Genomic DNA, 26,381 nt, shown 5'->3' on the forward strand with positions numbered 1-26,381 from the left:
GTTAGTATGCTACATTTTAACAGTTAATACTATATTTAATATATTAGCATATTTTGACGAGACTTTGTGCTTTTTTTTACAGCATTGAAGAATTTTATGTCCACCCATTGTATTCTTCAATTATGTCAGCAATTCTTTGTGCTGAAATCCCGTCTCCATAGGGATTACTGGCCATTGTCATTTTTTGATAAGCATGGGGATCCTCTAAGAGACACTTGAGTTTAGCGAACACTGATTCATAGCTTGTGCCCACAAGTGCAACCGTTCCTGCAGCTACAGCCTCTGGACGTTCAGTTGTGTCACGAACAACTAAAACCGGTTTGCCTAAGGAAGGGGCTTCCTCCTGAATACCTCCCGAGTCCGTCAAAATCAAATGGGCCCGAGCCATTAAATTTACAAAAGGCTCATAATCCAGAGGTTCAATGAGGTTAACCCGAGAATGTGATCCCAGAACTTCCGTAACCACTTCCCGCACTTTTGGGTTTTTATGAACAGGAAAGATTACGTAGGTATCTGAGAAAGCATCCAGGATATTTCTTAAAGCCCGATAAATTTGGCGCATAGGTTCGCCTAGATTTTCCCTGCGATGGGTTGTCACCAAAATCATACGTGACGATTCTTTCTGACTAAGTATTGTCCGAATCTCATCATCAACAAATTGGTACTTGGGATCTGCTGTTGCCAATAAAGCATCAATTACTGTATTACCGGTAACAAAGATTTTCTCTGCTGCCACTCCTTCTCCTTCCAGATTCCTTTTGGCAGTCTCTGTCGGAGCAAAGTGCAAATCTGTCAGAGTTCCTGTTAGCTTACGATTCATCTCTTCCGGGAATGGAGAATATTTGTTTCCCGTTCGAAGTCCTGCCTCCACATGTCCCACGGGTATTTTTGAATAGAAGGCAGCCAGAGCCGCGACAAAAGTTGTAGTTGTGTCTCCATGCACTAAGACTAGGTCAGGTCGCTCACGCTGAAAGATCTCATTCAATCCATTTAATGCCCCAATGGTAATATCCGTTAAGGTCTGACCCTGGCGCATCAGATTTAAATCAAAATCCGGAACAATCTTGAACAGCTTTAACACTTGATCGAGCATCTCACGGTGCTGAGCAGTTACAATAACTTGACAGAGAATGGAATCTTTCTGTCGAAGTGCCTGAACTACAGGAGCCATCTTAATAGCCTCAGGACGTGTTCCAAACACTACCATGACTTTTTTCGGCGTAATCACTCTATTGTTCCCTCCGATTATAAATCAATCGTACTCAATAGTACAATCAATTTTCTGTTTAGGGTTAAAAAAATAAATTTACGGATTCTGATCAGTACAAGAACTATCCTCTCCAAATTTAATGAAACTTAACCCCGCTTCTTTAGCCATCGTTTCTGCAAGGGGATCCGGATAAGAATACGCATACATTACTCGCTTTATGCCGGCATTAATCAATAGTTTCGTGCACAAAACACAGGGTTGATGAGTAGTATAGAGATCTGCCCCTGCGATGGCAACTCCATGTTTGGCGGCCTGAACCAGGGCGTTTTGCTCTGCATGCACAGCACGGCAGATCTCATGGCGTTCCCCTGAGGGAACGCCTAAGCTCTGCCGTAAACAACCAATTTCATCACAATGCTGTAGTCCTGAAGGACTGCCGTTATATCCAGTACTTAAAATTTGCTTATCTTTCACGATCACCGCCCCAACTTGGCGGCGCAGGCAAGTTGAGCGTCCGGCAACGACTTGGGCCATCTGCATAAAATAACCATCCCAGCTAGGGCGCTTATCTTGGGTCATCATTTCGTTCCAAACAGCCTGTCCCCGGCGTCCCCCAAACCCGGCACAATATAACCGTGGTCGTTCAGACACTCATCCACCGCTGCGACAAAGATATCCACATCGGCGTGGGCATTTTGAACTGCTTGGATTCCTTCCGGAGCTGCAATTAAACACATTAATTTAATATTTTGGGCGCCACGGTCTTTTAAGAAGGTTATGGCTGCTGCAGCTGAACCGCCTGTTGCCAGCATAGGATCAATGACAATAAGATCACGCTCAGCGATATCAGGAGGCAGTTTGCAATAGTATTCAACAGGCATAAGGGTTTCAGGGTCTCGATAAAGCCCGACATGTCCCACTTTCGCAGCAGGTATTAAACGGAGCATTCCGTCCACCATACCTAACCCCGCCCGCAAAATAGGAACTAAGCCAACTTTGCGGCCGGCAATTACCTTACACTTTGCTGTTGCTACAGGAGTTTTCACCTCGGTTTCCTGAAGAGGAAAATCACGAGTAACCTCATAGGCCATCAACATCGAGACTTCCTCGACTAATGCCCTGAATTCCTTGGAGCCTGTTTCCTCATCCCGAATCAAAGACAGCTTATGTTGTATCAGAGGATGATCAAGTACTTGAAGCTTTGACATCGTATTGGCTCTCCTAACCTAAATTTGTATATAAGGGAAACTCCGCGCACAAGGAACGAACAATTTCCCGCGCTTGTGTCAGTTTATCAGGTTCGTGGTGCGAGGTCAAGGTTAGGTCGATTGCTTCTGCTATCCGCTTCATAGCCTCCGTAGTCATCCCCCGTGATGTGGCTGCAGGGGTTCCCAAACGAATTCCACTGGTTACAAAAGGACTTGCAGTATCGAAGGGAATGGTATTTTTGTTGACGGTAATACCCACCTCATGAAGCAGGCTTTCCGCTTCCTTGCCGGTTAATTGTTTTGTTCTTACATCCACAAGCATCACATGATTGTCCGTTCCCCCTGAGACAAGGCGGAATCCTCTCTCTGTCAGAGCTTGTGCTAAAGCTTTGGCGTTTTCTACAATATTAGTTTGATAGATTTTAAATTCAGGCTGCAGAGCTTCCCCAAAAGCGACCGCTTTTGCTGCAATCACGTGCATCAAAGGACCACCCTGAATTCCCGGGAAAATAGCTTTGTCGATAGCTTGAGCATATTTTTCCTTACACAGAATTAAGCCGCCCCTCGGTCCTCTTAAGGTTTTATGGGTAGTTGAGGTTACAAAATCAGCATAAGGCACCGGGGATGGATGCAGCCCTGCAGCTACAAGTCCCGCAAAATGAGCCATGTCCACCATCAAATAAGCGCCAACTTCATCGGCAATTTCACGCATCTTGACAAAGTCAATAATCCTTGGATAAGCGCTTGCTCCGGCAACAATCATTTTAGGATGATGTTCTGTGGCCAGTTGCCTGAGTTGATCATAATCAATTCTTTCAGTCTTTTCATCCACTCCATAAGGAACCACATTGAAATAGACACCGGAAATATTTACCGGGCTGCCGTGAGTTAAGTGTCCTCCATGAGAAAGATTCATACCGAGAATGGTGTCCCCGGGTTTCAAAAAGGCAAAATAAACTGCCATATTAGCCTGAGATCCCGAATGTGGTTGGACATTGGCATGTTCTGCCCCAAAGATTTTTTTCACTCGCTCACGAGCCAGGTTTTCCACAACATCGACAAATTCACAGCCGCCGTAATAGCGTTTTCCTGGGTATCCTTCAGCATACTTATTGGTTAAAACAGATCCTTGAGCAGCCATAACCGCCCGGCTTACGAAGTTTTCTGAAGCAATCAGCTCGATGGTATTCATCTGGCGATTCTCTTCTTGCTCAATAGCCTTAGCAACTTCAGCATCCTGGCTTTTCACCCATTGGTTGATATAATCCACATTCGTTCACTCCTGTCAAATTCTTATATGCAAGTGGGGGGATACCCCTATTGCTATCTCTATTTTAACCCTCATCATCCTTTGCACTCGGCATAAGAAGCCCGCGGACCTCCAATCAGGCGCGGACGGGTACGTGCTAAGGTCAAGTGCGCTTCACCCAACTCTTTGACATGAATACGAATCGGTATTACTACCGGTCTCAAGTGCATGCCGATAAATGTGTCTCCAATATCTATGCCGGCATGTCCCTGGATCCTTTCTACCATAAGCGGCGATGAAAAACGTTCCCACGCTTTTACAGTCATGGCGCCTCCGGCATGCAGTGCTGGGAGTACAGTAACCTCTTCTAATTTGTAATAATCCAGGCAGGCCTCTTCTACTACCAAAGCCCGGTTGATATGTTCACATCCCTGAACAGCTAAATAGATCCCTAACTGATGTACTCTTTCCAACAATGGCGGGAGTAAAACCTCCGCCACCTCTAAACTGCTTCCCTGTCCAATCCGGTGACCGACTACCTCGCTTGTGCTGCACCCTAAAACAAGAATCTGCCTCGCCCGCAAATTCGCTTTCAAAAAGAAAGCATCCAGCACTTCGTTCCAGAGGTTTGCCAATTCTTGAAATTTGTCCGAAGGAAAGTCATCCATAAAGATGCGCCTCCTTTCCTCGATTTAATACCGATGTCTGCAGGCTATAGCTCAATGCCCCGTTCTATATCCGATATCAGATCTACTCTAAGGGCATGTCTGCCTCCTGAAAACTCGGATTTCAAAAAAATGTCCACAATATCCAGGGCCAGCCCAGCCCCGATGACACGAGCACCCAGGGCCAGAATATTGGCATTATTATGTTCTCGTGACATCCTGGCCGAAAAAGTGTCCGAACATACAGCCGCACGAATTCCCGGCATTTTGTTAGCAGCAATGGAGATTCCCAAGCCAGTTCCGCATACAACAATCCCCAAATCGGCTTTTCCTTTTAATATAGCATTTCCTACGGCAAAACCATACTTCGGATAATCTACAGAGTCTTTGGAATGGGTTCCAAAATCGAGAACCTCTATACTCTGAGTTTCTAAATGTGTGCGAATGGCTTCTTTAAGTTCATACCCGCCATGATCGGCCCCCAGCGCAACTTTCACTCTTTTGTCCTCCCTTGCTTATTACTACATATTTCTCTGTATAGTCCTAAAATTCCTGCAAAAGCATCTATAAAACCATGGCCCTTAGGCACTGGATTGAAAGCAGACATCCGCAAATATAGCGACGTTTCACGCCGCTAGTGTGATCATTTTTTTATTTTCTTATGCTTCTTTGTCCGGAAAGACTACAAATCCAAGGCATTTTTCAGGCTGTTCAGAAGATCTCTGATTTCCAGGGCAGTCTGCTGATAGACCTCAAGGGAACCCATCCAGGGATCAATCACATCTCTCTTTTTTGCTCCCCAATTCCCTAAACAACGAATCTTCTCACTAAACTGGGGAAAGATTCGTTTTAAGCCTTCTTCCTGGGCCTGAGTCATAGGGATAATCCAATCAGCGTCAGCCACTAGCTCTTCATTAATTCTTCGGGCACGGTGCTGGGAGAGATCGATATCCAAATCCCTAAGAATCTCCACAACATGAGCACTGACAGCATCCCCATCCCAAGAATTGGTTCCAGCCGAACAAACTTGAACCGCATCCCCAAACATGGCTCGAGCCATCCCTTCTGCCAACGGACTGCGACATGTATTACCTGTACAAACAAACAAAAGTTTCAACCCCAAAAGAACCACCTCAACTATAAAAGAAGTTTGATGCCAATGATTAATAATGCTAATCCTCCAAATAATTCAGCCCTGTCTCCTAAACGGGTTCCCATTATTCTCCCTAAAACTAAACCGCTTCCAGTCATTAAGCCGGCGATTAGTCCCATAATCATAACCGTCATGAAAATGTCTGTCCGAATGGTCCCCAGAGAAAATCCCACACTTAAAGCGTCTAAGCTGACACTGGCTGCCAAAACATAAAGACCATAACCCTCCAGGGAGCCCTTGCCGCCGGTATTATTGAGGAAAAGAGCTTCCCTGGCTTCCCGAAAGGGAAAACTTTGTGTCGTTGGGCGGAAAACACTATACAGCATTCGGCCGCCTAACCAAAGAAGCACCAAGGCTCCTATCAAACTGGCAAATTGACCAAGAATCGAACCTAAAGCCTGGCCCAGCATCATCCCGCCAAGGGGCATAAGCACGTGGAATACAGCGACTACTAAAGTAAGCCTTGCCATCACGCTTCTCCTAATTCCCGCTAAGCCAATGGCCAAAGATAAGGAAAATGCGTCTGCTCCTAAAGCCGTGGCTACAGCCACAACCCAAACTAAATTCATACCCTCTCCCTCCGTTCCCCACTATATATATGCACAGGAAAGGGTATTAGACGAATTCGCAATTCAGATGTGCAAGGTTCTCTGTCCTGCTGCTTTCTCTAAACGATTCATTACAGCGCTGCCAAGACCCGCTTCATGAATACCTTCAACCAGAATCAAATCCATTTTCCGATCATCACAAAGTCTCAGCCCTTCAAATAAGTTGCTTGCCACTTCCTGAGGGCGATCTTTAGATCCTAAAACATACAAAAGATCAGGATACCGGTTATGTAAGAATGGGGCACTTTCCAAGGTACAAAGAACGCCCACTCTTTTAAATCGGGCATGTCCTTTCTGTATTTCCTGACCCATTCGCTGCACAACTCTCTCTTGATGGCCGCTCACCAGAAGCAGCTGCCCTTGGGGAGCGTAATGGCGATATTTCATACCCGGCGCTTTGGGAACTTGGGTCTCTCCGGGAGTATCCACATGAACTTCTCCCAGCACCTCTTCCAGCTGTTCTTTAGTGATTCCCCCCGGACGCAGAATCGTCGGGACTCCTTCACTTACATCAAGCACTGTGGATTCTACTCCTACATCACAAGGTCCTGCATCAAGAATTAGGGGAATCTTGCCTTTCATATCCCGCCAAACATGACTTCCTCGTGTTGGACTTGGTTTTCCTGAAAGATTAGCGCTGGGTGCGGCAATGGGAAATCCGGTTTCTTCGATGAGGCGAAGGGCCACAGGATGGCTGGGCATACGAACCGCCACACTCTTCAAGCCTGCTGTTACAATATCCGGAACCAAGTCTGTCTTCGGCAATATCAATGTCAATGGACCCGGCCAGAAATGTTGAACACAGCGTTCTGCTGCAGGTGTCCAATGGCTTATTAACGGATTTGCCATAGCAAGACTACAAACATGAACAATTAAGGGATTATCCTGAGGTCTTCCCTTAGCTGCAAAAATTTTGGCACAGGCAGCAGCGTCAAGAGCATTTGCTCCCAACCCATAGACAGTCTCCGTTGGGAAAGCCACCAGTTCACCGGCTTGAAGCCATTTTGCACCCTCTTGCAATAACTCTGTCTCAGGATGTAGTTTATTAATAGAACTTTTTACTGTCTGCACAATGCTCACCTCGCTAAGATCACTCGGTCCCTTCCGGCTAAATCTTGAAAAACCTGTGTAGCAAAACCTTTCTTTTGGAACAGACTGCAGACGGCTTCGCCTTGATCCCAGCCAATTTCCATAAATACTTTTCCCTGAGGGTTCAATATAGAACCCACCCCTTCCACTAAGCAGCGATAAAAATTCAATCCGTCTTCTCCACCTAAAAAAGCCATTTTGGGCTCATAAAAAATCTCAGGAGCACAATCATCATAATCTTTTAAAGAGACATAAGGAGGATTGGTAATGATATAGTCCCAACGCTCATTTGCAATAGCCTTTAGAAAGTCCCCCTGCCGCCACTGTACTGAAACCTCTAATTCCTTGGCATTCATTTCAGCTACTTCTAAGGCGGCAAACGAAAGATCCGTTCCCACCACTTCCGCAGAAGGGAAATAATAGGCCGTGGAAATTGCCAGGGCTCCGCTCCCGGTACAAAGATCGGCAACCTTAATTTTCTGGCCTGCCCTTTGTTCCTTTTCCAATTCCATACTCTCCAAAAGCTTCTCAACGAGAATTTCACTATCCGCTCTCGGAATCAGCACTCTTTCATCAACATAAAAGGGGAGCCCCATAAACTCTTGCCGCTTCAGAATATACTGAAGCGGCACATTAGCTGCACGACGTTGTATGAGTGATCGAAAGGACTCTTCCTCCTGGAAGGATAAATCATGTTCCCAATCCAGGTAGAGTCGATCACGCGCCTTTTTTAACACTTCCCCTAATAATAGGTCTGCGTCAAAGCGAGGATTTTCAATCCCCTTTTTTGAGAGTTCCTTCTCGCCCCAACACATTCCATCCCTGATATTCAAAACCACAAAACTCCTATTCGACTCTATTGAATCTCTGCTTTTAGCCGTTCAGCTTGGTCCGAAGAACTAAGGGCTTGAATCAGCTCCTCCAATTCTCCGGTAAGAATCGTCTCTAAGCGATGCAGGGTCAAGTTAATACGGTGATCTGTCACCCTGCCTTGAGGAAAGTTAAAGGTCCGAATTCGCTCGCTTCGGTCACCCGTACCAACTTGGGTACGGCGCTGGGATGCCTGTTCCCCAAGGGCTTCTTCTTGAGCTTTCTCAAGTATTCGGGCACGCAAGACCCGCAAAGCTTTCTCTTTATTCTTAAGCTGAGACTTTTCATCCTGGCAAGACGCAATAATCCCAGTAGGTATATGCGTGATACGTACCGCCGATTGGGTTGTATTGACACACTGACCTCCAGGTCCGCTGGAGCAGTAAATATCAATACGCAAATCATTGGGATTAATCGAAACTTCGACATCTTCCGCTTCAGGAAGTACGGCGACTGTAGCCGTAGAAGTGTGAATTCTGCCTGCCGATTCTGTAGCAGGGATCCTCTGAACACGATGCACTCCGCTTTCAAATTTTAATTTGCTATAGGCACCCTGTCCTTCGATAAGAAATATAATTTCTTTATACCCGCCGGCCTCAGAGTAATTAGCGCTGAGAAGCTCCGCTTTCCAGCCTTGCCCTTCTGCATAACGGGTATACATTCGATAAAGATCTCCTGCAAATAAGGCGGCTTCATCTCCGCCTGCTCCTGCACGAATCTCCATAATAACGTTTTTCTCGTCCAGAGGATCCTTGGGCAAGAGGAGAATACGAATTTGTTCTTCTAACTCCCGGGATTTGTTTAACAACTCGTCTTTTTCCTGTTCCGCCATTTCTTTCATTTCAGAATCCAAGTCCTCTTTAAGGAGTGCCTCAGTCTCCTCTAATTCATGACGTACTTCTTTATAGTCTCTGAATGTTGTAACGAGATTTGTCATTCCGGCTTGGGCCTTAGCATATTTTTGCCATTCACTCTGATTGGCAATGATTTCCGGGTCACTGAGGAGCTCCGTTAATTCGTCATATTTCCGTTCGATTTCATAAAGCTTCTCTAACATTTATCACACCTCAAAAATTACGTAAGTTCTTGACCTGAATCTAAAACACCCTTTAAAGCAGCCAGGGCAACTTCCAACTGAGCATCATCCGGTTCTCGCGTCGTCAGCTTCTGTAATAACAAACCCGGAACAAAAAGCCACCGAAGCCAGCGAGATTCTATATTTCGAGAAGAGAATTTAAGGACCTCATAAGCAATCCCAGCAACCAAAGGCATAAGCAGCATGCGGCTAAGCAAGCGCCACCACAAAGGATACAGCCCCACAAAGGCAAAAACAAAAATGCTGACCACCACAACAATGAGGAGAAAACTAGTCCCGCAGCGGGGATGCAGCCTTGGAAAGGAGCGCGCATTCTCTACAGTTAAATCTTGCCCCGCTTCATGGGTAAATATAGCTTTATGCTCGGCACCGTGATATTGGAAAACTCGCTGAATATCTTTGAGCCGGGAAATAAGCAAAATATACAGAAAGAAAACTACGAGCCTTATTGCCCCCTCTAACAGGTTCTGCCAAACAGACCCAGTTACTCGTCCTTGGAATAAGTGGGCAACACCCGTAGGCAATCCGACAAAAAGCAAAAGTCCTAAGCTTAAAGCGAACCCAACGGTGAGGGCCATTTCCCAAAAGCTAAGTTCCTCTCCGCACTCTTGCCCCATTGAGCGGTTTGCTGAAAAGGTTAAAGAGCGTATACCTACAATCAGGGAATCCACCAGGGCAACAAATCCCCGGAGGAAAGGCTGCCTTAGCAGGGGCCTCCCAGTCCATGAATTAAGCTTCATCCGCATAACTTCGATTTCTCCATTAGGAAGCCTAACTGCAATAGCACTCTCATGAGCTCCCCGCATCATAACCCCTTCAATAACTGCTTGCCCGCCGTATTGAACCGGTTTGCTCATCCCTACATCCTCCTCTATTATATCGAGGCATGATGCGCAAGGTTCGTAACCATTACGCAAAAAGCAGAGCTTGCGCTCTGCTTTTCCACCAGCAACGACCGCAGGCCGTTGTTTACATCCCATATTTCCTTTTAAACCGATCTACCCGTCCGCCAGCATCGACAAACCGCTGTACCCCGGTATAGAAGGGATGGCATTTTGAACAAATCTCCACTTTGATGTCTTTTCTTGTGCTTCCCGTTGGAATAACTTCTCCACAAGCACAAGTAACTGTGGTTTGTTCATATTTTGGGTGAATATTTTCTTTCATGTCTTCACCTTCTTTCCCATTTGCATCGAGGCGCTCTTTTGTCGCACCTAAAACACAATTCCAGTCAACTCTTACTATTCTAGCATAGAGAACTGCAAAAGGTCAAGAATTGTATTTACCAACTATATTTTAGCAGCCTTTCATAGCATAGCGCGGCTTTTTGTCAAAACTATGTCGTGCTTCAATAAAGCGTACCGTCCCGGTTTTCCCCCGAGCCACCACCGTATGGGTCAATGCTCCTTTAGAAGTAAAAGTTACTCCGCGGACTAAGGGGCCTTCCGTGATACCCGTCGCTGAGAAGAAAACATCATCCCCCTTGACCAAGTCATCCATAGTCAATAATTTGTGTACGTCCACAATCCCTAAAGCATTTGCTCGAGCAACGTCCTCTTCATTTTCCGGCCATAATCGTCCTTGCATTTCTCCCCCCATACAGCGAAGAGCCGCAGCAGCCAAGACACCTTCCGGCGCGCCGCCAATTCCCATCATCATATCCACCCCGGTATCTTCAAATGCGCAAGCCACTGCCGGAGAAACATCCCCATCTGTTATGAGACGTATCCTGGCTCCACAAGCCCGCACTTCCTGAATAAGCTTATGATGGCGGGGACGATCTAAAATTACAACGGTAATATCCTCCATACTCTTGCCTAAGGCCTTAGCGACATTGGCAACATTCTCAGCTGCCGGAGCATCTAAATTAATCTTTCCCACCGCTGCCGGACCAACAGCAATCTTATCCATATACATATCCGGAGCATGGAGCAAACATCCCTTCGTAGCAATTGCTACAACGGCTATTGCACCGGACATACCTTTGGCCACAATGTTCGTTCCTTCCAGAGGATCAACAGCTACGTCTAATTGAGGGTTTTCACCGTTTCCGACGCGTTCTCCGATATAAAGCATAGGAGCTTCGTCCATTTCCCCTTCACCGATAACTACGGTCCCATCCATATGAATTGTATCAAAAACGGCTCTCATGGCTTCAACAGCCGCATCATCTGCTGCTTCTTTATTGCCTAAGCCTACCCAACGCGCCGAAGCTAAAGCGGCTGCCTCTGTTACTCGGGCAAACTCCATGGTAAGTTCTCTCTCCAATTTCAATTCCCCCTTAAAATATCATCCACTCTTTACATTAGAAATCTCTAATGATATGACACATTTCATATCCTTAAGTCTATTGTGACATGCTTTTACCGGTTTTTCAACAACATAAAAGTCTCCATCTACATGAACACATAAAATTGGCATCAACTAATCTGATGACAGATAAGCCAATGCCAACTATCCTACCGACCACTTTCTTAACGTTTTTTCCAATCAGCCAAAAACTTTTCGATTCCAGCATCGGTCAATGGATGACGAAAAAGTTGTCGTAAAACCCCAAAAGGAACCGTTGCAAAATCTGCTCCAATTTTGGCAGACTCGGTCACATGAACCGGATTTCGTATACTAGCCGCTATGGTCTTGGTTGAAATGTTATGAACTTGGAAAATCTCACAAATATCAGCCAATAAGTTTAGTCCATTTTCTCCGATGTCATCTAAGCGTCCCAGAAAAGGACTTACATATGTAGCACCTGCCCGTGCCGCTAATAGAGCCTGATTAGCCGTAAAAACAAGAGTAACGTTGGTTTTAATGCCTTCAGAGCTCAATACCTTTACCGTTCTGAGACCTTCTTCAGTCATAGGAATTTTAATGACGATGTTGGGATGAATCCCTGCCAGGACATGGGCTTCCTTCAGCATTCCTTCATAGTCCAGTGCTATAACTTCCGCACTGATGGGGCCGTCCACAATTCCAACAACCGTATTCAGCAGTTCATGAAAGTCTTTTCCCTCTTTGGCAACTAAGCTGGGATTTGTCGTCAGACCACCGATGACACCCATATTCCATGCTTGCTTAATCTCTTCGATATTTGCCGAGTCTAAGAAAAACTGCATTGATCCACCTTCTTTCTATAATTTAGATGGAATACCCCGCATATGTTTTTTCGTTATGCTTTGCCGGTGCTTCCAAAAATCTGGATTTTCTCACGAATAATTTGGGTAGCCGCTTCCCGAGCAGGACCTAACATTTTACGAGGATCAATTTCTTTGGGATGTTCTTCAAGAACTTTACGGGCAGCCAGGACAAAAGCTTCACGAATATTGGTATCAATATTAACTTTGCAGATACCTCGTGAAATAGCTTCGCGAAGAGCATCCTCCGGCACTCCTGAAGAGCCGTGTAATACCAATGGAGTAGAAACTCGTTCCCGAATCTGGGTTAATCGTTCAAAATCGAGTTTGGGAGTCCCCTTGTATTGACCATGGGCAGTTCCAATAGCGATTGCCAAGGCATCAACTTGTGTACTCTTGACAAAGTACACTGCTTCCTCAGGATCTGTAAATAACGCTTCCCGCTCACTGACGGTAATATCATCTTCAGTGCCGCCAATTTTGCCTAACTCGGCTTCTACAGAAATCCCTAAAGGGCGAACAGCCTCAATGACTTTATTGGTTAGGGCAATATTATCTTCCAACGGGTGCTTTGACCCATCAATCATTACCGAAGAAAAGCCATTGCGGGCGCACTGCATTACTTGCGCAAAGCTTGTTCCATGATCTAAATGAAGAGCGATTGGCACACTCGCTTTTTCTGCAGCTAGTTTTGTTAAAACAGTAATGTATTCAACACCTGCATATTTAATAGCTCCTTGGCTGGCCTGGATAATAACCGGCGCTTTTTCCGCCTCTGCCGCAGCCACAATCGCCTGGACAATTTCCATATTATTGCAGTTAAAAGCACCTACAGCATAGTGTCCTTTTTGGGCCTTATCCAATAACTCAATCATTGATACTAACGCCATTTTTTTTCCTCCTCAATCGTCCTTGAAACATGTTGGCCTCGCAGCGGACTGTTTATAAGCCAAGTCTTATTCTCTTCCAAATAGATGGAATTTATTCTTTCAATCTGGTGCGCATTGTCTGGGCTGTCTGCATAGATTACTCCCACAGCTTCACAACACTCACAATAAAGTTCCACTCGATCAGGCAGCAATTCAAAGGTTAACTGGCGGTTCCCGCACGCACATCCTAAGTCCCCTTGTCTTGCAAGACAATGAAGATAATCCAAAACCTTAAGCATCGCTTCAGGATTTTCAAATTCTTCTTCATACCCCAACTCTAATGCTAATTCTCCAATAGACTTTTCACGCTCACGACAAGCATGGGTTACTTTCTGTTTCGGTCCGATATATCCAACCGAAGCTCCCACGTCGGGGCAAGAAAGCGGCAGTGCTTCTTTTCCCCAGATCGCATGGTGATTTAATCTTAAATAATGGGTCTCCCCACAATAAGCACAAGCATAGGCGATGTTAAACTGACGACGGTCCCGGCTGGTTACCGACATCAGTTGATGACCACAGCTGCAATGCAGATTCTTGCGTCCTTGGCGAGAAAATGCAAAGAGAGAGAGGGCATGGAATTCCAGCTCCCCGCATTGGGAACACTGTATAGCAATGGTTGCACTTGTCGTTAGAATCATTTAATTCCCACCTCTTCCTACAGCTTATACTTCGTCATGCAAGAAGATTTTCCTGCCTTTTGTTTAAAGAATCCTTTAGGCAAAAGCGACAGGTACGGGAAAGTCTGCGATTATGATATTAATATATCACGCACTCGTTCTCTCAATTCAAATAAATCGAAGGGTTTACTTAGATAATGAAGAATTCCAAGTTCCTTTGCTTGCTCCATATTCTGCGCATCCCCATAGGCAGTCATCATAATCACGCCGACTTGACGATCCAGAGCACGGATTTGCCTTAAGGTTTCAATCCCATTCATCCCCGGCATTTTCATGTCCATTAATATGAGATCAGGCTTAAAGGTATTTAGTAGTTGAACAGCTTCTTCCCCATCTGCTGCCATTTCAACCTCATGCTGATCCTCCCGGAAGGTTTCAAAGAGTAGGCGACGCACACCAAGTTGGTCATCTACTACAAGAATCTTAGCCACTCCCCACATCCCTTTCCTCTAATCTAACTTATCATGAATATTCTGGATAAATTGCTGAAACTCCTTCTTCCATTATCCGTTCTGCAAAAATTCGTCCATCTTGCTTATATTTTCTATGTATCCGAGGATTTGCCAGAGTTCTCCGCAAAGGGATTTTAACCTCATCCCCCAAGGTACACTCTTGCAAGCCTACATCAATCACTGTAAGCTGCATGCCAATTTTACCGGCGACACGAACAGTGCGTCCCCTTAATTCTACTCGTTCCTGGCTTAAAAAAATACCAAATAAGGCTGCAAAATTTTTAATAATTATTTTTAAAAAATCCACCCACCCTTGGGGGACAAAATGGGGGGCAATCCCTAGTCCATCAGCATAACCGACAGGTATCACTGCCAGCTGAGTTTCTTCTTTGGTACAATAAATGCTTTGATAGCCAACGTAAGTTCCTTTAGGTACTTTTCGCAAATGAACAATTTTACTTTTAGCAATCCAAGGATCTGCTAATGTTAGTTTTCCGGAAAAACCCGGTCCCGGATAGTGCCCAATTAATAAAGTCCCAATCCGTACAAAATCATGATGCCACTCCGGATAATCCAGAAACGCCGCACTATTGCAAACATGCTTCCATAAGGGATGAATTCCCAATTCTTCAAGCTTTGCCGTATAGCTTTTAAACAGTTCATATTGCTCCGAAGTATAAGATTTATCCTTTTGAGCGGCTCGAGCAAAATGAGTATAGACCCCCATAACTTTAAGCTGCCGGGCAGCGGCTAAATTATGAGCAAGGGCCTCTAATTCTGAAAACCGAAACCCCGTTCTCCCCATTCCTGTCTCAAGCTTTATATGCACAGAAACCTCCTGCTCCAAGTCCAAGCAAACCTCATTTATTTCTGTAATGGCAGACAACTCAGAAAGAGTCAAATGTAATTGGGCTTCCATAGCCTTGGGCCATTCCTCAGCTGTGCTGGGTCCCAAAACTAAAATAGCCCCTTTGATCCCATGCTCACGCAGAATAAGACCTTCCTCAACTTTCGTAACTGCAAAGGCCTCACACCCAGTACGCTCCAAGGCAAGGGCAACTTGCACGGCACCTAAACCATAGGCATCAGCCTTTACAACCGCCATACATCTTGCCTGGGGCCGCAGATGCCTGACAATCTCCCGGTAGTTGCCTGCTACAGCATCTAAATCCACCTCTATCCAGGTTCCGGCCATCCTTATCCCCTCCGCATTCGCCGCAGCTTAGAAATCAGTCCCTTAATAACTTCAGAATAAATGGGCTCTAAATGATTCCAAAGGAAATAAGTCACTGGACGATAGACGAGATCCCACTCGCCGATAAATTCAGTATAATCTCCATTAAACCCTTTCTTAAAGCGATAGAGGCCATATAAAGGATTGTCTTCCGTTAAATGTCCGGGAACACCTCGGAAATCATAAAGGGTACAGCCTAATGACTTTGCCCAGCGAATCATTTCCCATTGAATCAGGTAATTTGGCATCACATTACGATGGGAATTGGAAGAAGCTCCGTAGATATACCAAGCCTTGTCCCCTATAACAAAAGCCAAAGTACCGGAAATAATCTGCCCTTCATATTCTGCAATAAACAGCTCTCCTAAACCTTGAGGAACCAAAGAATCATAAAGATCTTCAAAATAGGAATAGGCTCTAACCAAAAAGCGGTCTCGTTCTGTTGTCTCTTTTAAAACACGATAAAAATCCGGCAAGTCTGCCCGGGTACCCCGCCGAATCTGTACCCCTTTCTTCTGGGCCAGACGAATATTGTAACGTGTTTTTTGCTGCATATTACTCAATAACGTCGCTTCATCCGGCGAGATGTCCAAGCGGAAAACATACTTAGGCTGGACTCCTTCAAATCCTTTGCCGCTTTCCGCAGACCTGAACCCTCTCGATAACAAGTAGTTTTCCAGTTCTTTTTCCGAAGAGGGTACATCGGGATCAATCTTTAAAAAAATCGCCCCTCGTTTTTTAGCCAGTTTCTTTATTTCTGCCAACACCAAATCAAAGAGCTCAGTGTCTTTCCAGTCAACCACAGGTCCCCGTGAGGCATAAAAGATGGGTATCCCTACTACGGGAATCTTCCGTTCCAGAATCGAGGCCCCCGCCACAATTTCATTATCCTTCTCAATAATTAACCGCCAGGGCTGCCAACCGGTTCTGCTTTTGATCTCTCCCCACTCCCAGGATTGGAGTACATGCCCTTTGGGATGTTTTGCCAAAAAATCATTAAACCGCGTATGTTCACTCTTATCAATCCATCTTGCAACATAGGCCATGAATTCAGTCTCCTTCCTCTCTCAATTCTTTCCAGGCCTTTACTCCTCTAATCAATATCTGCCATAATATCTTGCTGCTCCCACTTACAGAGAAGAGTTCATGCCTTTTCCCAGTTCAAGGTAAAGCAGAACTCTTCTTGCCGAGTCAAAAGCGCGAGGCTCATATAATGAACCTCGCGCCAGATCTTTGTCTTTGCTCCGACCGAAATTCACATTAATTTCGAGCTTAGAGGGCCGGACATCTCTTAGCTCTTCAGCGCTGCCCGAATAAATTCTCTAAAGAGCGGATGCGCTCGGTTGGGGCGGGATTTAAATTCAGGGTGGAACTGAGAAGCCACGAACCAGGGATGATCTAAATACTCTGTAATTTCTACCAGGCGACCGTCTGGAGAGGTGCCGGAGAATCTCACACCAACCTTCTCGAACTCACTGCGATATTGGTTATTAACCTCATAACGATGACGATGGCGCTCGTAAACCACTTGGTCCTGATAAGCCTGATAGGCTATACTGCCTTCCACCAATTTTGCCGGCGAAATACCCAGGCGCATGGTCCCACCCTTATCTTCGATATCCTTTTGCTCGGGGAGGATATCAATAACCGGATAGGGCGTATCTGCATCAAATTCTGTACTGTTTGCTCCTTCCATACCACAGAGATTGCGGGCAATTTCTATAATAGCCGTTTGCATACCCAGACAGATTCCCAAGAAAGGAATTTTTTGTTCCCGGGCATATCGAATTGCTTCGATTTTCCCCTCAATTCCGCGGTTTCCAAAACCTCCCGGAACAAGAATTCCATCAAGTCCTTCCAGATATTTTTCGGCAGACTCTTCTTCGATATTTTCAGAGTCAATCCAGCGAATTTTTATTTTAGCTCCATGCTCAGTTCCAGCTGAGCGCAAAGCTTCCGCTACACTTAAGTAAGCATCTGGGAGAGCCACATATTTACCAACAATGGCAATCTCGATCTCCCGGGTGGGAGATTTAATTTTACGAACCATATCCTTCCATTCCGTCATATCGGCCGGAGGTGCTTCCATCCCTGCACAGCGCAAAACGATGTCGTCAAACCCCTCTTCCTGAAGCTTGAGAGGAACCTCATAAATTGTTGAGGCATCAATACATTGAACGACGGCTTCGAGATCCACGTCACAGAGCAAGGCCAGCTTTTCCTTCATCTCTTTAGAAAGGGCTTTTTCTGTACGGCAGACCAAAATAGAAGGTTGTATCCCAATTCCCCGCAATTCTTTGACGGAATGCTGAGTCGGTTTTGTTTTCAATTCACCCGACATGGCTAAATAGGGAACCAAAGTTACATGAATATAAATAACATTATCTCGCCCGATATCATTTTTCATTTGGCGAATTGCTTCCAGGAAGGGAAGCGACTCTATGTCTCCGACAGTTCCGCCAATCTCGGTAATCACAAAGTCGGGATGGCTCTCCCTGGCCACACGATAGACCCGTTCCTTAATTTCATTGGTAATATGAGGAATAACCTGAACCGTTCCCCCCAAGTAATCCCCTTTCCGTTCCTTGCGGATGACCGACCAATAGACCTTGCCTGTCGTTACATTGCTGTTTTTCGAAACCGGCACATCAATAAAGCGCTCATAATGGCCTAAATCCAAATCCGTTTCCGCCCCATCATCTGTAACAAACACTTCACCGTGCTGATAGGGACTCATGGTTCCGGGGTCAATATTGATGTAGGGATCAAATTTTTGGATAGCCACCTTGAAACCCCGATTTTTCAAAAGACAACCTAACGATGCGGCCGCGATTCCTTTTCCAAGGGAAGACACCACTCCGCCTGTTACGAAAATAAATTTTGTCATGCGCTTTACCATTTCCTTTCAGACTTTTAAAAATAATTGAATGGGCTTCCTAAATATTTCAGCAGCTGATAGGGTTATTATTAACTATCTCTGCAACAAAACACATAAATAAAGCTAGTCCGAGATCCGCACTAGCTTTATTATACGTCCATTATAGTGGCAAAAAGTACAACCAGAATCCGTATCAAGCTTATACCCTTCTGCTCTATTTTAGCTACACTTCTAAAGGATGTCAAGGAAAAGCATTCTCTACCACTTTTCCCCTCGCTGTCCTTCATCCCCTTCATCAAAGGCGTCCTCGGTCTCGGACATATCCTCATCCAAAACATCATCATCTTCCATGTCATCCGTCTCGATTTTGTCATCTTCATCGGAAGATACTTTATTGATCAAGGAAACGGCTGGGGTCCGGCGAGATGTTTTCGCAGGTTCCCATACCTTGAGTCCCCATTCGCCTCGACCAAGAAAAGTAAATCTGGTGTCTAAATTAATCTGAGTTAGTGCAGCTGCAACCCGTATAGCCTCTTGAGAAACGCCTAAACGTCGAAGCACTTCTTCAATTAAGTTCTGATAATGCATAGGGTTCCCTTCTGCTTTGAGAACTTCATAAGCTATATCTGCTTCTGTCGGCTTGTTTTTTTTGCTTAAAGAGTGGGTCAAATAACTCCACCGCCCTTCGTCGTTTTGAATATCACTATATTCGGCCCACCCCTAAATATTTCCTGCTAATCTTACTTTTCAGCATGCAAATTTACATTCTTTCTGGGGCAGATACACCTAGCACTCTTAGGATATTGGCTACAATTTGCTTAACAGCACGAACTAAATTCAAGCGAGCTTGACGTAAATCCTCATCATCAACAAGCACACGCTGGCTATTGTAAAAGGTATGGAATAATCCTGCTAAATCAAGAACATAACGAGCTAAGCGATGAGGTTCCATAAGACGTGCGGCCACAATGATCTCACTGGGAAAGTCCGCCATCTTCTTAAGCAAAGCCCTTTCTTCGGAACTGTCTAAACGTTGTAAAGTCTCTTGACTTGGCAGGCTGTCCAGCCCCCCCAACTCCTCGGCTTGTCTTAAAATACTGCACAACCGGGCATGAGCATACTGAACATAGTAAACCGGGTTATCCGAAGACTGGGATTTTGCCAAGTCCATATCAAATTCCACAGTGGAATCCGGGTCCCGCAGAATAAAGAAGAAACGCGCAGCGTCTTTCCCTACTTCATCCATTAATTCCCGTAAGGTAATATACTGCCCCGATCGTTTTGACATTTTTACGATCTCACCGTTTTGAATGAGACGGACAAGCTGCATCAAGATAATCTGAAGATTGTTCGAGTCATATCCTAAAGCAGACATAGCCCCTTTCATCCGGGCTACGTGACCGTGATGATCGGCACCCCAGATATTAATAACCTTATTAAAACCACGGTCAAACTTGTTCCGGTGATAGGCAATATCTGCGGCAAAATAGGTTGGAGACCCATTGCTGCGAATCACAACCTCGTCCTTTTCGTCACCAAATTTCGTAGATTGCAGCCAATGAGCACCCTCTTTTTCGTAAATATACCCTTTTTTCTCCATGTCTTCCATGGTTGAACGAACGGCTCCCGAATCATGCAGAGATTGCTCACTAAACCAAACATCATAGTTAACCCCGAAGTCCTCAAGGGTCTCTCGAATATTCCGCATTTTTTCCTCTAGGGCATAGCTGACCAAAAATTCCCGTCTTAAAGCAGGTTCAACAGAAAGATATTTATCTCCAACATTATTAATAAGACCCTTTACGGTATCGATTAAGTCTTCGCCGTGATAACCACCTTCCGGAAAAGGAACATCTTGACCAAGCTGCTGCAAATACCTGGCTTCCAAAGACAAGCCAAAATTATGAATCTGATTCCCGGCATCATTAATATAAAATTCTCTGGTAACTTCATACCCGGCCATGGCCAGCAAGGACGCTAAGCTGTCTCCCAAAGCTGCCCCTCGGGCATTGCCCATATGCAAAAGCCCTGTAGGATTAGCACTTACGAACTCGACTTGTACCTTTTGACCCTTTCCGATATCTGCCTGGCCATAATCCTCTCCGGCCCTTAACACTTCTTCAATGACACCGGTAAGCCATTGAGGATTAAGGTGGAAGTTGATGAACCCCGCTCCGGCAATTCCTGAGGCTTCAATCCATGTCTCAGTGGTTTCCATATGTTTTAGGAGTGCAGCAGCAATATCCCGGGGTGAACGTTTTGCTTGTTTAGCTAAGACCATGGCTAAATTCGTTGCCAGATCTCCGTGCTGCTTTTCCCTTGGTTCTTCTAGAACAAAACTTGGCAATTCCTCAAAATGTATTTCTCCTGACGCTTTCGCTTTATTTGCGGCTTCTACTAACTGGCTGGTTATGTTTGTCTTTATCGTTTCGTAGAGACTCATTGGGGGATATCCTCCTTTACGTTTAGCAACAGACCATTATAGCTTACCAATTTATCATCGACAAAAAGGTCATATCCTAGACTAATACGTCCCCCATTCACTGTCAAGTCGCTCTCGACAAGGCTGGGCATAACGCTTAAGTTCATATTTCCATAGCAAGTGTTATAAATACTGCGGTGAAGCACACCTTTTTTAAATTCCTGAGTAATATTCACCGCTCCCTTACGGTATAAAACCACGGAATCACGATTAATGGTTAAAAATGTCGTCACTTCGCCCAGGTTTGTAGAATCATTTTCTGCTTCTTTATATAGTACATAGAAGACCCCATTCCGTTCATAAAACCTTCCCGACACAAGCAAATCCTGCTGATCTTCATGACCTTCGGGATATTTCTGTCTGCCTTGAATTTGGATGGTTACATTTTTTTGCAAAAGATTACTCCTTTCTGGAGGAACTGAAAACTAATTGCTTAAAGTGCCTATTCTCGCTATTTCCCAAAAATCCTTTATTAACTATTTATAAATTAATCCGCCAGAATATTCAAGAGCGAGAGGGAATCTCCCTCTCGCTAATTTACCAATTATTATTTAAGATATTCCCCTCGCGGAGTCTTAATTATTCGCTGTATCTTTTCTTCCGAGCCCGTCGCAGCATTTAAGTAGACCAGGTATTCTTCTCCCTGGTATCGACCCCGGAATTCATAACAATATAACTCTTGGTTACCGGTTTTTGCAATAACCGCCAAGCGACTCTCGATGATCTGAAAATTGGGGCGCAATTTACGAGTTGCCTGATCCATGGATATTTTCGAAGGGAAGGTACGTTCATGATGAAATGCATAATAGGGCGCTGCATCCAGTCCGACAAGTTGACCATTATCAATGGCAAGCATCAAGCGTACTTTGTCAGGATAAATTCTTACCCCATCCTCTTCCGCAACAGCATCAAACTGAACATAAGATCCGAAATCTTCACTGGAAGTAATCACAAGCTGCCAGCCTAAGGTTTTCAAAATCGCCTTGGCCTTGTTCGTCGCTTCTTGCATAGTTAATGTCTTAGGCTCAATAGAACGCTGATCACGAAATAGGGTGACCACACCACCTTGACGACTTACTTCCAAATAAGCATCCTTGTACTTCCAAATAAATCCTCCCAAAGCATCCTGAGATTCTCCCCCGAATTCCGGCTTCACATTGGTATACCCGATTTTCTTTAAGAAATCCTTAGCTTTAGCCAAGGATTGATCCCTGCTAATATTCCCTTGCGGGAGACCTAAGGGCTTCTGAACAACACGTGAAGAGTATTCTCCCTCATATGAGAAAGGCGGAAGCTTTTGCAAACTTGCATCAAGCTGATCCAAACCGGATCTTACCGACTTCGAAGGTGCTTCTGATCCATCGGCAGAAGCTTCAGCCACTTGAGTGCTCAATCCAAGTCTTTGCCATAGAGAGGGCTTAGGATCAGTCCATACCAGCTGTTCCGTGTCTATACGAAGGATTAAGTCCTGAACCTTTTGATTGACGGGCATCAAACGCTCATGAATATCTCTCAGCGTCTTTTCTTCATCAGCGGTGATAGTCCCTCCTCCGGCAATTTTTTGAGTCAGCGTCCTGGCAAAATCTCCTGATTGGGTTAAAAATTGTCCCACATAGCTAAGCCCCGTTTGCTGAGCAGGAATTTGGGCAAAATCTTTAAGTGCCGCTTCACTTTTACTTGTGACTTGACTTAAGTAAAGAATTTTTTGGGCAGGGTTACTGGCGACATTTCCTTTGGCCATATCCGTCTCTAATTGATCAAGGTGACTTGCAAAGTCTGTTAATGCCCGGCGGTTAGCATTTTCCGCTGCCAGACGATATTCTCCCGCTAAACGGTATTCAGTCCATCCCCAGCCCACCGAGACTAACAAGGCTGCTGCTAAAACACCGATCCATAATTTTCTGCGCATACTAGTCCCCCTACTTTGTAAATATATGATTTCCTATTTGCTTAATTTGCGGACGTGACCATATATATTTGTTTGACGTTTTAGCCGGATTAAAAAAGAAGAGGGCTCCGCCCGAAGGATCTGAACCATTGACAGCCTCTTGAGCAGCACGAAGTGCTGTCGCTGAAGGGGGCAAGTTAATTTGACCATCATCCACGCTGGAAAAAGCTCTTGGCTGATAGATAATATCTGCAACGGTTTTCGGAAATGCCGGATCCTTAATCCGATTTAGAATTACGGCAGCAACAGCCACCTGTCCTAAATAAGGTTCACCTCTAGCCTCACCGTTCACAGCACGGGCCAAAAGGTTTGTGTCGATATTTTTATAACCAACAGCTTTTCCTGATGCATTTGTGCTTTGCCCTGTGAGACGCTTTAGTTCCTGGATTGTTCGCGTACCTGCCAATCCATCCACTCTTAGGCCGTGTTCCTTTTGAAAGCGTTTAATTGCCGCTTCTGTCTTTGCTCCGAACTTTCCATCCACGGGTCCTAAAACATAACCTAATTGGACCAATCGTTTCTGTAACTCTGTTACTTCAGGCCCTTTACTTCCTCTTCCCAGTAAACGATCACCTAAGGCTGCATAGGCAAACCCAGATATAGCTATGCTGAGTACTAATCCTATGGCAATTACAATCGCCCACGGTCTAATATGAACTTTCATACCCTCACCTCACCTTATTTAATAATCTTTAGTGTGGCAAAAGTCTTCAAAAATTATCCACCATCGCCCTGATAAACGTAAAAGAAAAAGCCATAGGATTTTACCCCTATGGCCAAGTTCAAGAAATTTTTATTATTAAATTAAGAGCGAGGTCCTCTGAAAGGATGTAAAGCTCTTGGCTTCCCTAAGATTTCCGATAAGATTACACCCTGAAGGAGTTCTCTTTTCGAGAAAGAACAGCAGTCATTTGTTAACGGCATCCCCAACATTCTTTTATTGGACTTGCACTCTTGATTGGCACTATTCTCTTCAATGGCTGAGGCTTTTTTAGCTCCCTGAATATCATTAAGTCTGCGGGGTTCTTCAAGTCTATGGGTACCTTCAATTCCTTGAGTTCCCTCTATGCCTTGAGTTCCTTCTACCTCCTGAGTCCCTTCTACCTCCTGAGTCCCCTCTACGCCTTGAGTGCCTTCTACCCCCTGAGTTCCTTCAGTTTGGATATAACCATCCATAAAGGATTTTACCGTTTGCGGAAATCCTGCCGGTGATTTTTGCATAACCTCTCTGATTGAACGGCTGTCCGGCAATTTTAGGGGTTCAAAATTCTTGTTGAGTTCTCTTCCTTTCTTCATAATAGAAATGAACACCTGATAGACAATCCAAAAGATAATAACAACTGTAAAGACCGACATGATCTCACCTACTTCTTATTGAGGCCATCATTGCCCGATCCATTTTTACTTGTCTGGGCAATACTTCCTCTCATCTGAGTATCGGAAATAATATTTTGCATATTGTAATAATCCATAACACCCAGTTTGCCATCTTTTAATGCTCCGGCCATGGCTCTCGGTACTTCGGCTTCAGCTTCAACAACCTTAGCCCGCATTTCTTCAACAGATGCCCTCATTTCTTGCTCTCTGGCAACAGCCATTGCTCGGCGTTCTTCTGCTTTTGCCTGAGCAATTCGCTTATCTGCTTCAGCTTGATCCATTTGCAGCTGAGCTCCAATGTTTTTACCCACATCAACATCCGCCATATCAATGGACAGAATTTCAAAGGCTGTTCCGGCGTCCAAGCCCTTGGCTAAAACCGTTTGCGAAATCAACTCAGGCTCTTCTAAAACAGCTTTATGGGATTCAGAAGAACCGATACTGGTGACAATTCCTTCTCCCACCCGGGCAATAATCGTTTCTTCTCCTGCACCGCCGACTAATCTATCGATATTGGCGCGTACGGTAACCTTAGCTTTAACTCTTAACTCAATGCCGTTTTGGGCCACGGCGGACACTACAGGCGTTTCTATCACTTTTGGATTAACCGACATCTGAACTGCTTGAAGAACATCCCGGCCGGCTAAATCGATAGCAGCGGCCCGCTCAAATGGCAGTGGAATGGCTGCCCGTTCTGAAGCAATAAGGGCGTTGACAACCCTATCCACATTCCCGCCTGCTAAATAGTGAGCTTCAAGCATGTCTGTGGTTATGGACAAACCTGCTTTATGTCCTTTAATTAATGGATTAACGATTTTTGACGGAACTACTCGCCTCAGCCGCATACCTATTAAGTTAAAGATTCCTACATTGACTCCCGCTGCTAATGCTGAAATCCATAGCCCTACGGGAATAAAGGTGAGAAAAACGCCTATGATTACAAAACCTAGAACAAATAACGCTAAAGTTGTGAATAATGGATTCATTGATCTGCCCGGTCTTTACCGAGCTTCACCTCCTTATTTTTAACTTCCCTGACAATGATCCGGGTTCCTTCGACTGCAATAACTTTTATGTCTGTCCCCAGTCCAATATACCCCCCCTCGGTTACAACATCCAATTTTAATCCATCAAATTCACCGGTCCCGGCAGGACGCAGCTGGGTGAGAGCTGTTCCGACTTTCCCTAAATACATTTCGTACTGAGGCTTAGGAGCAATATACCCTTCATTCGGTGTCTGGCGGGTGCTTAAGGAAAATCTCTTCCATATCCGTCGAGTTCTGGCCGAGCGAAAACTAAAGAAGACTATTATACCTAGTATGAATAGAGATATCGCCGTATAAACTAACCCTTCCATCAAGGTATCTGTGACCAAAAATATCCCTGTAATCAGGGACGCCATACCGAGAATTCCACTGACACCAAAACCGGGAATGACAAACACCTCGACTGCCAGCAGAGCGATTCCTATCAGAATCAGCATTATAATAAACCCCTGTGACACAGCCTTATCCTCCTTTCTGCAAATCTGGATTTTAAGCAAAAACCAAGCTAATCCTCTAAACTTTTCAACCAACGTTTGGCAATCTGTTTATATAAATTGGCTCTTGCCAATAAATTGAGAATTACAAGAGTCGTAGCAACTATTTCCCGGTCTTCTTCAGGCATCCCTTCTCCGGCTAAAGTATCTTCAACCTCCTTTTCTAATCCTTGCAGGGATTTTTCCCAATCTTCCTGTAAACAATCGAAAATCTCACTGTAATATCCATAAAGCTTCGTTGGATTAATCCGATCGTCGGATGTATCTAAAAGGCTTTCATTGACATACCCTAATAAATGAGAGACCTCCTCTAAAGACAGGATATCCCGCAAGTCATTTAGGAGCAATACATTAGCAACTTGCTCACGAGTATATTTTTTCTTGGCCGGATTAGGCAGGTACTTACGTCTGACCCAATTCTGAATATGATTGGGATTAATATCATTCTGGCTAACCCGTTTCGCTACTTCCACAACTTGTGAAAGCATCATAGAATCCAGTTCTAAATAGGGCAGTGCCTTTTTTTTAGGCTCTAATTCATTTAGTACCGTGCGAATTGCTTGAGAATGTTTATAGCTCATAACC

At 44.9% G+C, this 26,381-nt stretch carries 30 protein-coding genes; all 30 read right to left on the minus strand.

What is annotated here, in order from left to right; translation table 11 throughout:
• Positions 1 to 94: 94 nt before the first annotated feature.
• Positions 95 to 1,207 carry a non-hydrolyzing UDP-N-acetylglucosamine 2-epimerase gene (wecB, locus tag DESOR_RS26610; RefSeq protein ID WP_081468605.1) on the minus strand — a complete coding sequence of 371 codons (1,113 nt, stop codon included), beginning with the start codon at positions 1,205 to 1,207 and terminating at the stop codon, positions 95 to 97.
• 99 nt (positions 1,208 to 1,306) lie between these two features.
• Positions 1,307 to 1,789 (minus strand): deoxycytidylate deaminase, encoded by a 483-nt coding sequence (locus DESOR_RS26615; RefSeq protein WP_042331732.1) that lies wholly within the window; start codon positions 1,787 to 1,789, stop codon positions 1,307 to 1,309.
• Positions 1,789 to 2,418: a uracil phosphoribosyltransferase gene (gene upp / locus DESOR_RS26620; RefSeq protein ID WP_014187706.1), complete on the minus strand. Its 630-nt coding sequence runs from the start codon at positions 2,416 to 2,418 to the stop codon at positions 1,789 to 1,791. Before upp ends, DESOR_RS26615 begins: the two co-directional genes overlap by 1 nt.
• A gap of 13 nt (positions 2,419 to 2,431) precedes the next feature.
• Entirely contained in the window at positions 2,432 to 3,688 is a 1,257-nt protein-coding gene (locus DESOR_RS26625; RefSeq protein WP_014187707.1) for a serine hydroxymethyltransferase, read from the minus strand.
• A 74-nt stretch (positions 3,689 to 3,762) separates the two neighbouring features.
• Entirely contained in the window at positions 3,763 to 4,335 is a 573-nt protein-coding gene (locus tag DESOR_RS26630) for a TIGR01440 family protein (protein ID WP_014187708.1), read from the minus strand.
• A 44-nt stretch (positions 4,336 to 4,379) separates the two neighbouring features.
• Positions 4,380 to 4,829: a ribose 5-phosphate isomerase B gene (gene rpiB / locus DESOR_RS26635; protein WP_014187709.1), complete on the minus strand. Its 450-nt coding sequence runs from the start codon at positions 4,827 to 4,829 to the stop codon at positions 4,380 to 4,382.
• Positions 4,830 to 5,014: 185 nt separating this feature from the next.
• Positions 5,015 to 5,455 carry a low molecular weight protein arginine phosphatase gene (locus tag DESOR_RS26640; protein ID WP_014187710.1) on the minus strand — a complete coding sequence of 147 codons (441 nt, stop codon included), beginning with the start codon at positions 5,453 to 5,455 and terminating at the stop codon, positions 5,015 to 5,017.
• Positions 5,456 to 5,469: 14 nt separating this feature from the next.
• Positions 5,470 to 6,054 (minus strand): manganese efflux pump MntP, encoded by a 585-nt coding sequence (locus tag DESOR_RS26645; RefSeq protein ID WP_014187711.1) that lies wholly within the window; start codon positions 6,052 to 6,054, stop codon positions 5,470 to 5,472.
• Positions 6,055 to 6,117: 63 nt separating this feature from the next.
• On the minus strand, positions 6,118 to 7,164 hold the full coding sequence (locus tag DESOR_RS26650) for an L-threonylcarbamoyladenylate synthase (protein WP_014187712.1): 1,047 nt from the start codon (positions 7,162 to 7,164) through the stop codon (positions 6,118 to 6,120).
• A gap of 5 nt (positions 7,165 to 7,169) precedes the next feature.
• On the minus strand, positions 7,170 to 8,015 hold the full coding sequence (gene prmC / locus DESOR_RS26655; RefSeq protein ID WP_014187713.1) for a peptide chain release factor N(5)-glutamine methyltransferase: 846 nt from the start codon (positions 8,013 to 8,015) through the stop codon (positions 7,170 to 7,172).
• Positions 8,016 to 8,038: 23 nt separating this feature from the next.
• The gene (gene prfA, locus DESOR_RS26660) at positions 8,039 to 9,109 is read right to left on the minus strand and encodes a peptide chain release factor 1 (RefSeq protein ID WP_014187714.1); all 1,071 of its coding nucleotides are present in this window, start codon (positions 9,107 to 9,109) and stop codon (positions 8,039 to 8,041) included.
• Between the two features lie 17 nt (positions 9,110 to 9,126).
• Entirely contained in the window at positions 9,127 to 10,005 is an 879-nt protein-coding gene (locus tag DESOR_RS26665; RefSeq protein ID WP_014187715.1) for a DUF1385 domain-containing protein, read from the minus strand.
• Between the two features lie 112 nt (positions 10,006 to 10,117).
• Positions 10,118 to 10,315, minus strand: a complete 198-nt coding sequence (gene rpmE, locus DESOR_RS26670) for a 50S ribosomal protein L31 (RefSeq protein ID WP_014187716.1) — start codon at positions 10,313 to 10,315, stop codon at positions 10,118 to 10,120.
• A gap of 129 nt (positions 10,316 to 10,444) precedes the next feature.
• Positions 10,445 to 11,416, minus strand: coding sequence for a class II fructose-bisphosphatase (glpX, locus tag DESOR_RS26675; protein WP_014187717.1), 972 nt, complete (start codon positions 11,414 to 11,416; stop codon positions 10,445 to 10,447).
• A 206-nt stretch (positions 11,417 to 11,622) separates the two neighbouring features.
• Entirely contained in the window at positions 11,623 to 12,261 is a 639-nt protein-coding gene (gene fsa, locus DESOR_RS26680; RefSeq protein ID WP_014187718.1) for a fructose-6-phosphate aldolase, read from the minus strand.
• A gap of 53 nt (positions 12,262 to 12,314) precedes the next feature.
• Positions 12,315 to 13,169: a class II fructose-1,6-bisphosphate aldolase gene (locus DESOR_RS26685; protein WP_014187719.1), complete on the minus strand. Its 855-nt coding sequence runs from the start codon at positions 13,167 to 13,169 to the stop codon at positions 12,315 to 12,317.
• The gene (locus DESOR_RS26690; RefSeq protein WP_014187720.1) at positions 13,160 to 13,846 is read right to left on the minus strand and encodes a hypothetical protein; all 687 of its coding nucleotides are present in this window, start codon (positions 13,844 to 13,846) and stop codon (positions 13,160 to 13,162) included. Before DESOR_RS26690 ends, DESOR_RS26685 begins: the two co-directional genes overlap by 10 nt.
• 110 nt (positions 13,847 to 13,956) lie before the next feature.
• Positions 13,957 to 14,325: a response regulator gene (locus tag DESOR_RS26695; protein WP_014187721.1), complete on the minus strand. Its 369-nt coding sequence runs from the start codon at positions 14,323 to 14,325 to the stop codon at positions 13,957 to 13,959.
• Positions 14,326 to 14,347: 22 nt separating this feature from the next.
• The gene (gene alr / locus DESOR_RS26700) at positions 14,348 to 15,532 is read right to left on the minus strand and encodes an alanine racemase (protein ID WP_014187722.1); all 1,185 of its coding nucleotides are present in this window, start codon (positions 15,530 to 15,532) and stop codon (positions 14,348 to 14,350) included.
• A 2-nt stretch (positions 15,533 to 15,534) separates the two neighbouring features.
• On the minus strand, positions 15,535 to 16,617 hold the full coding sequence (locus DESOR_RS26705; protein WP_014187723.1) for a lipid II:glycine glycyltransferase FemX: 1,083 nt from the start codon (positions 16,615 to 16,617) through the stop codon (positions 15,535 to 15,537).
• Positions 16,618 to 16,862: 245 nt separating this feature from the next.
• Positions 16,863 to 18,458 carry a CTP synthase gene (gene pyrG / locus DESOR_RS26710; RefSeq protein ID WP_014187724.1) on the minus strand — a complete coding sequence of 532 codons (1,596 nt, stop codon included), beginning with the start codon at positions 18,456 to 18,458 and terminating at the stop codon, positions 16,863 to 16,865.
• 249 nt (positions 18,459 to 18,707) lie between these two features.
• Positions 18,708 to 19,118 (minus strand): DNA-directed RNA polymerase subunit delta, encoded by a 411-nt coding sequence (rpoE, locus tag DESOR_RS26715; RefSeq protein WP_014187726.1) that lies wholly within the window; start codon positions 19,116 to 19,118, stop codon positions 18,708 to 18,710.
• A 91-nt stretch (positions 19,119 to 19,209) separates the two neighbouring features.
• Entirely contained in the window at positions 19,210 to 20,892 is a 1,683-nt protein-coding gene (gene argS, locus DESOR_RS26720) for an arginine--tRNA ligase (protein WP_014187727.1), read from the minus strand.
• Entirely contained in the window at positions 20,889 to 21,326 is a 438-nt protein-coding gene (locus DESOR_RS26725; RefSeq protein ID WP_014187728.1) for a YwiB family protein, read from the minus strand. Before DESOR_RS26725 ends, argS begins: the two co-directional genes overlap by 4 nt.
• A 152-nt stretch (positions 21,327 to 21,478) precedes the next feature.
• Positions 21,479 to 22,840 carry a PepSY1/2 domain-containing protein gene (locus DESOR_RS26730; RefSeq protein ID WP_014187729.1) on the minus strand — a complete coding sequence of 454 codons (1,362 nt, stop codon included), beginning with the start codon at positions 22,838 to 22,840 and terminating at the stop codon, positions 21,479 to 21,481.
• Between the two features lie 10 nt (positions 22,841 to 22,850).
• Positions 22,851 to 23,543, minus strand: a complete 693-nt coding sequence (gene sleB / locus DESOR_RS26735) for a spore cortex-lytic enzyme (protein ID WP_014187730.1) — start codon at positions 23,541 to 23,543, stop codon at positions 22,851 to 22,853.
• A 140-nt stretch (positions 23,544 to 23,683) separates the two neighbouring features.
• Positions 23,684 to 24,235: a hypothetical protein gene (locus DESOR_RS26740; protein WP_014187731.1), complete on the minus strand. Its 552-nt coding sequence runs from the start codon at positions 24,233 to 24,235 to the stop codon at positions 23,684 to 23,686.
• A gap of 8 nt (positions 24,236 to 24,243) precedes the next feature.
• Entirely contained in the window at positions 24,244 to 25,242 is a 999-nt protein-coding gene (gene floA, locus DESOR_RS26745) for a flotillin-like protein FloA (RefSeq protein ID WP_014187732.1), read from the minus strand.
• On the minus strand, positions 25,239 to 25,760 hold the full coding sequence (locus DESOR_RS26750; RefSeq protein ID WP_014187733.1) for an NfeD family protein: 522 nt from the start codon (positions 25,758 to 25,760) through the stop codon (positions 25,239 to 25,241). Before DESOR_RS26750 ends, floA begins: the two co-directional genes overlap by 4 nt.
• A 47-nt stretch (positions 25,761 to 25,807) precedes the next feature.
• Positions 25,808 to 26,377: a DUF1836 domain-containing protein gene (locus tag DESOR_RS26755; protein WP_014187734.1), complete on the minus strand. Its 570-nt coding sequence runs from the start codon at positions 26,375 to 26,377 to the stop codon at positions 25,808 to 25,810.
• Between the last annotated feature and the right edge of the window lie 4 nt (positions 26,378 to 26,381).

Source organism: Desulfosporosinus orientis DSM 765, from assembly GCF_000235605.1.
Classification (GTDB): Bacteria; Bacillota; Desulfitobacteriia; order Desulfitobacteriales; family Desulfitobacteriaceae; genus Desulfosporosinus; species Desulfosporosinus orientis.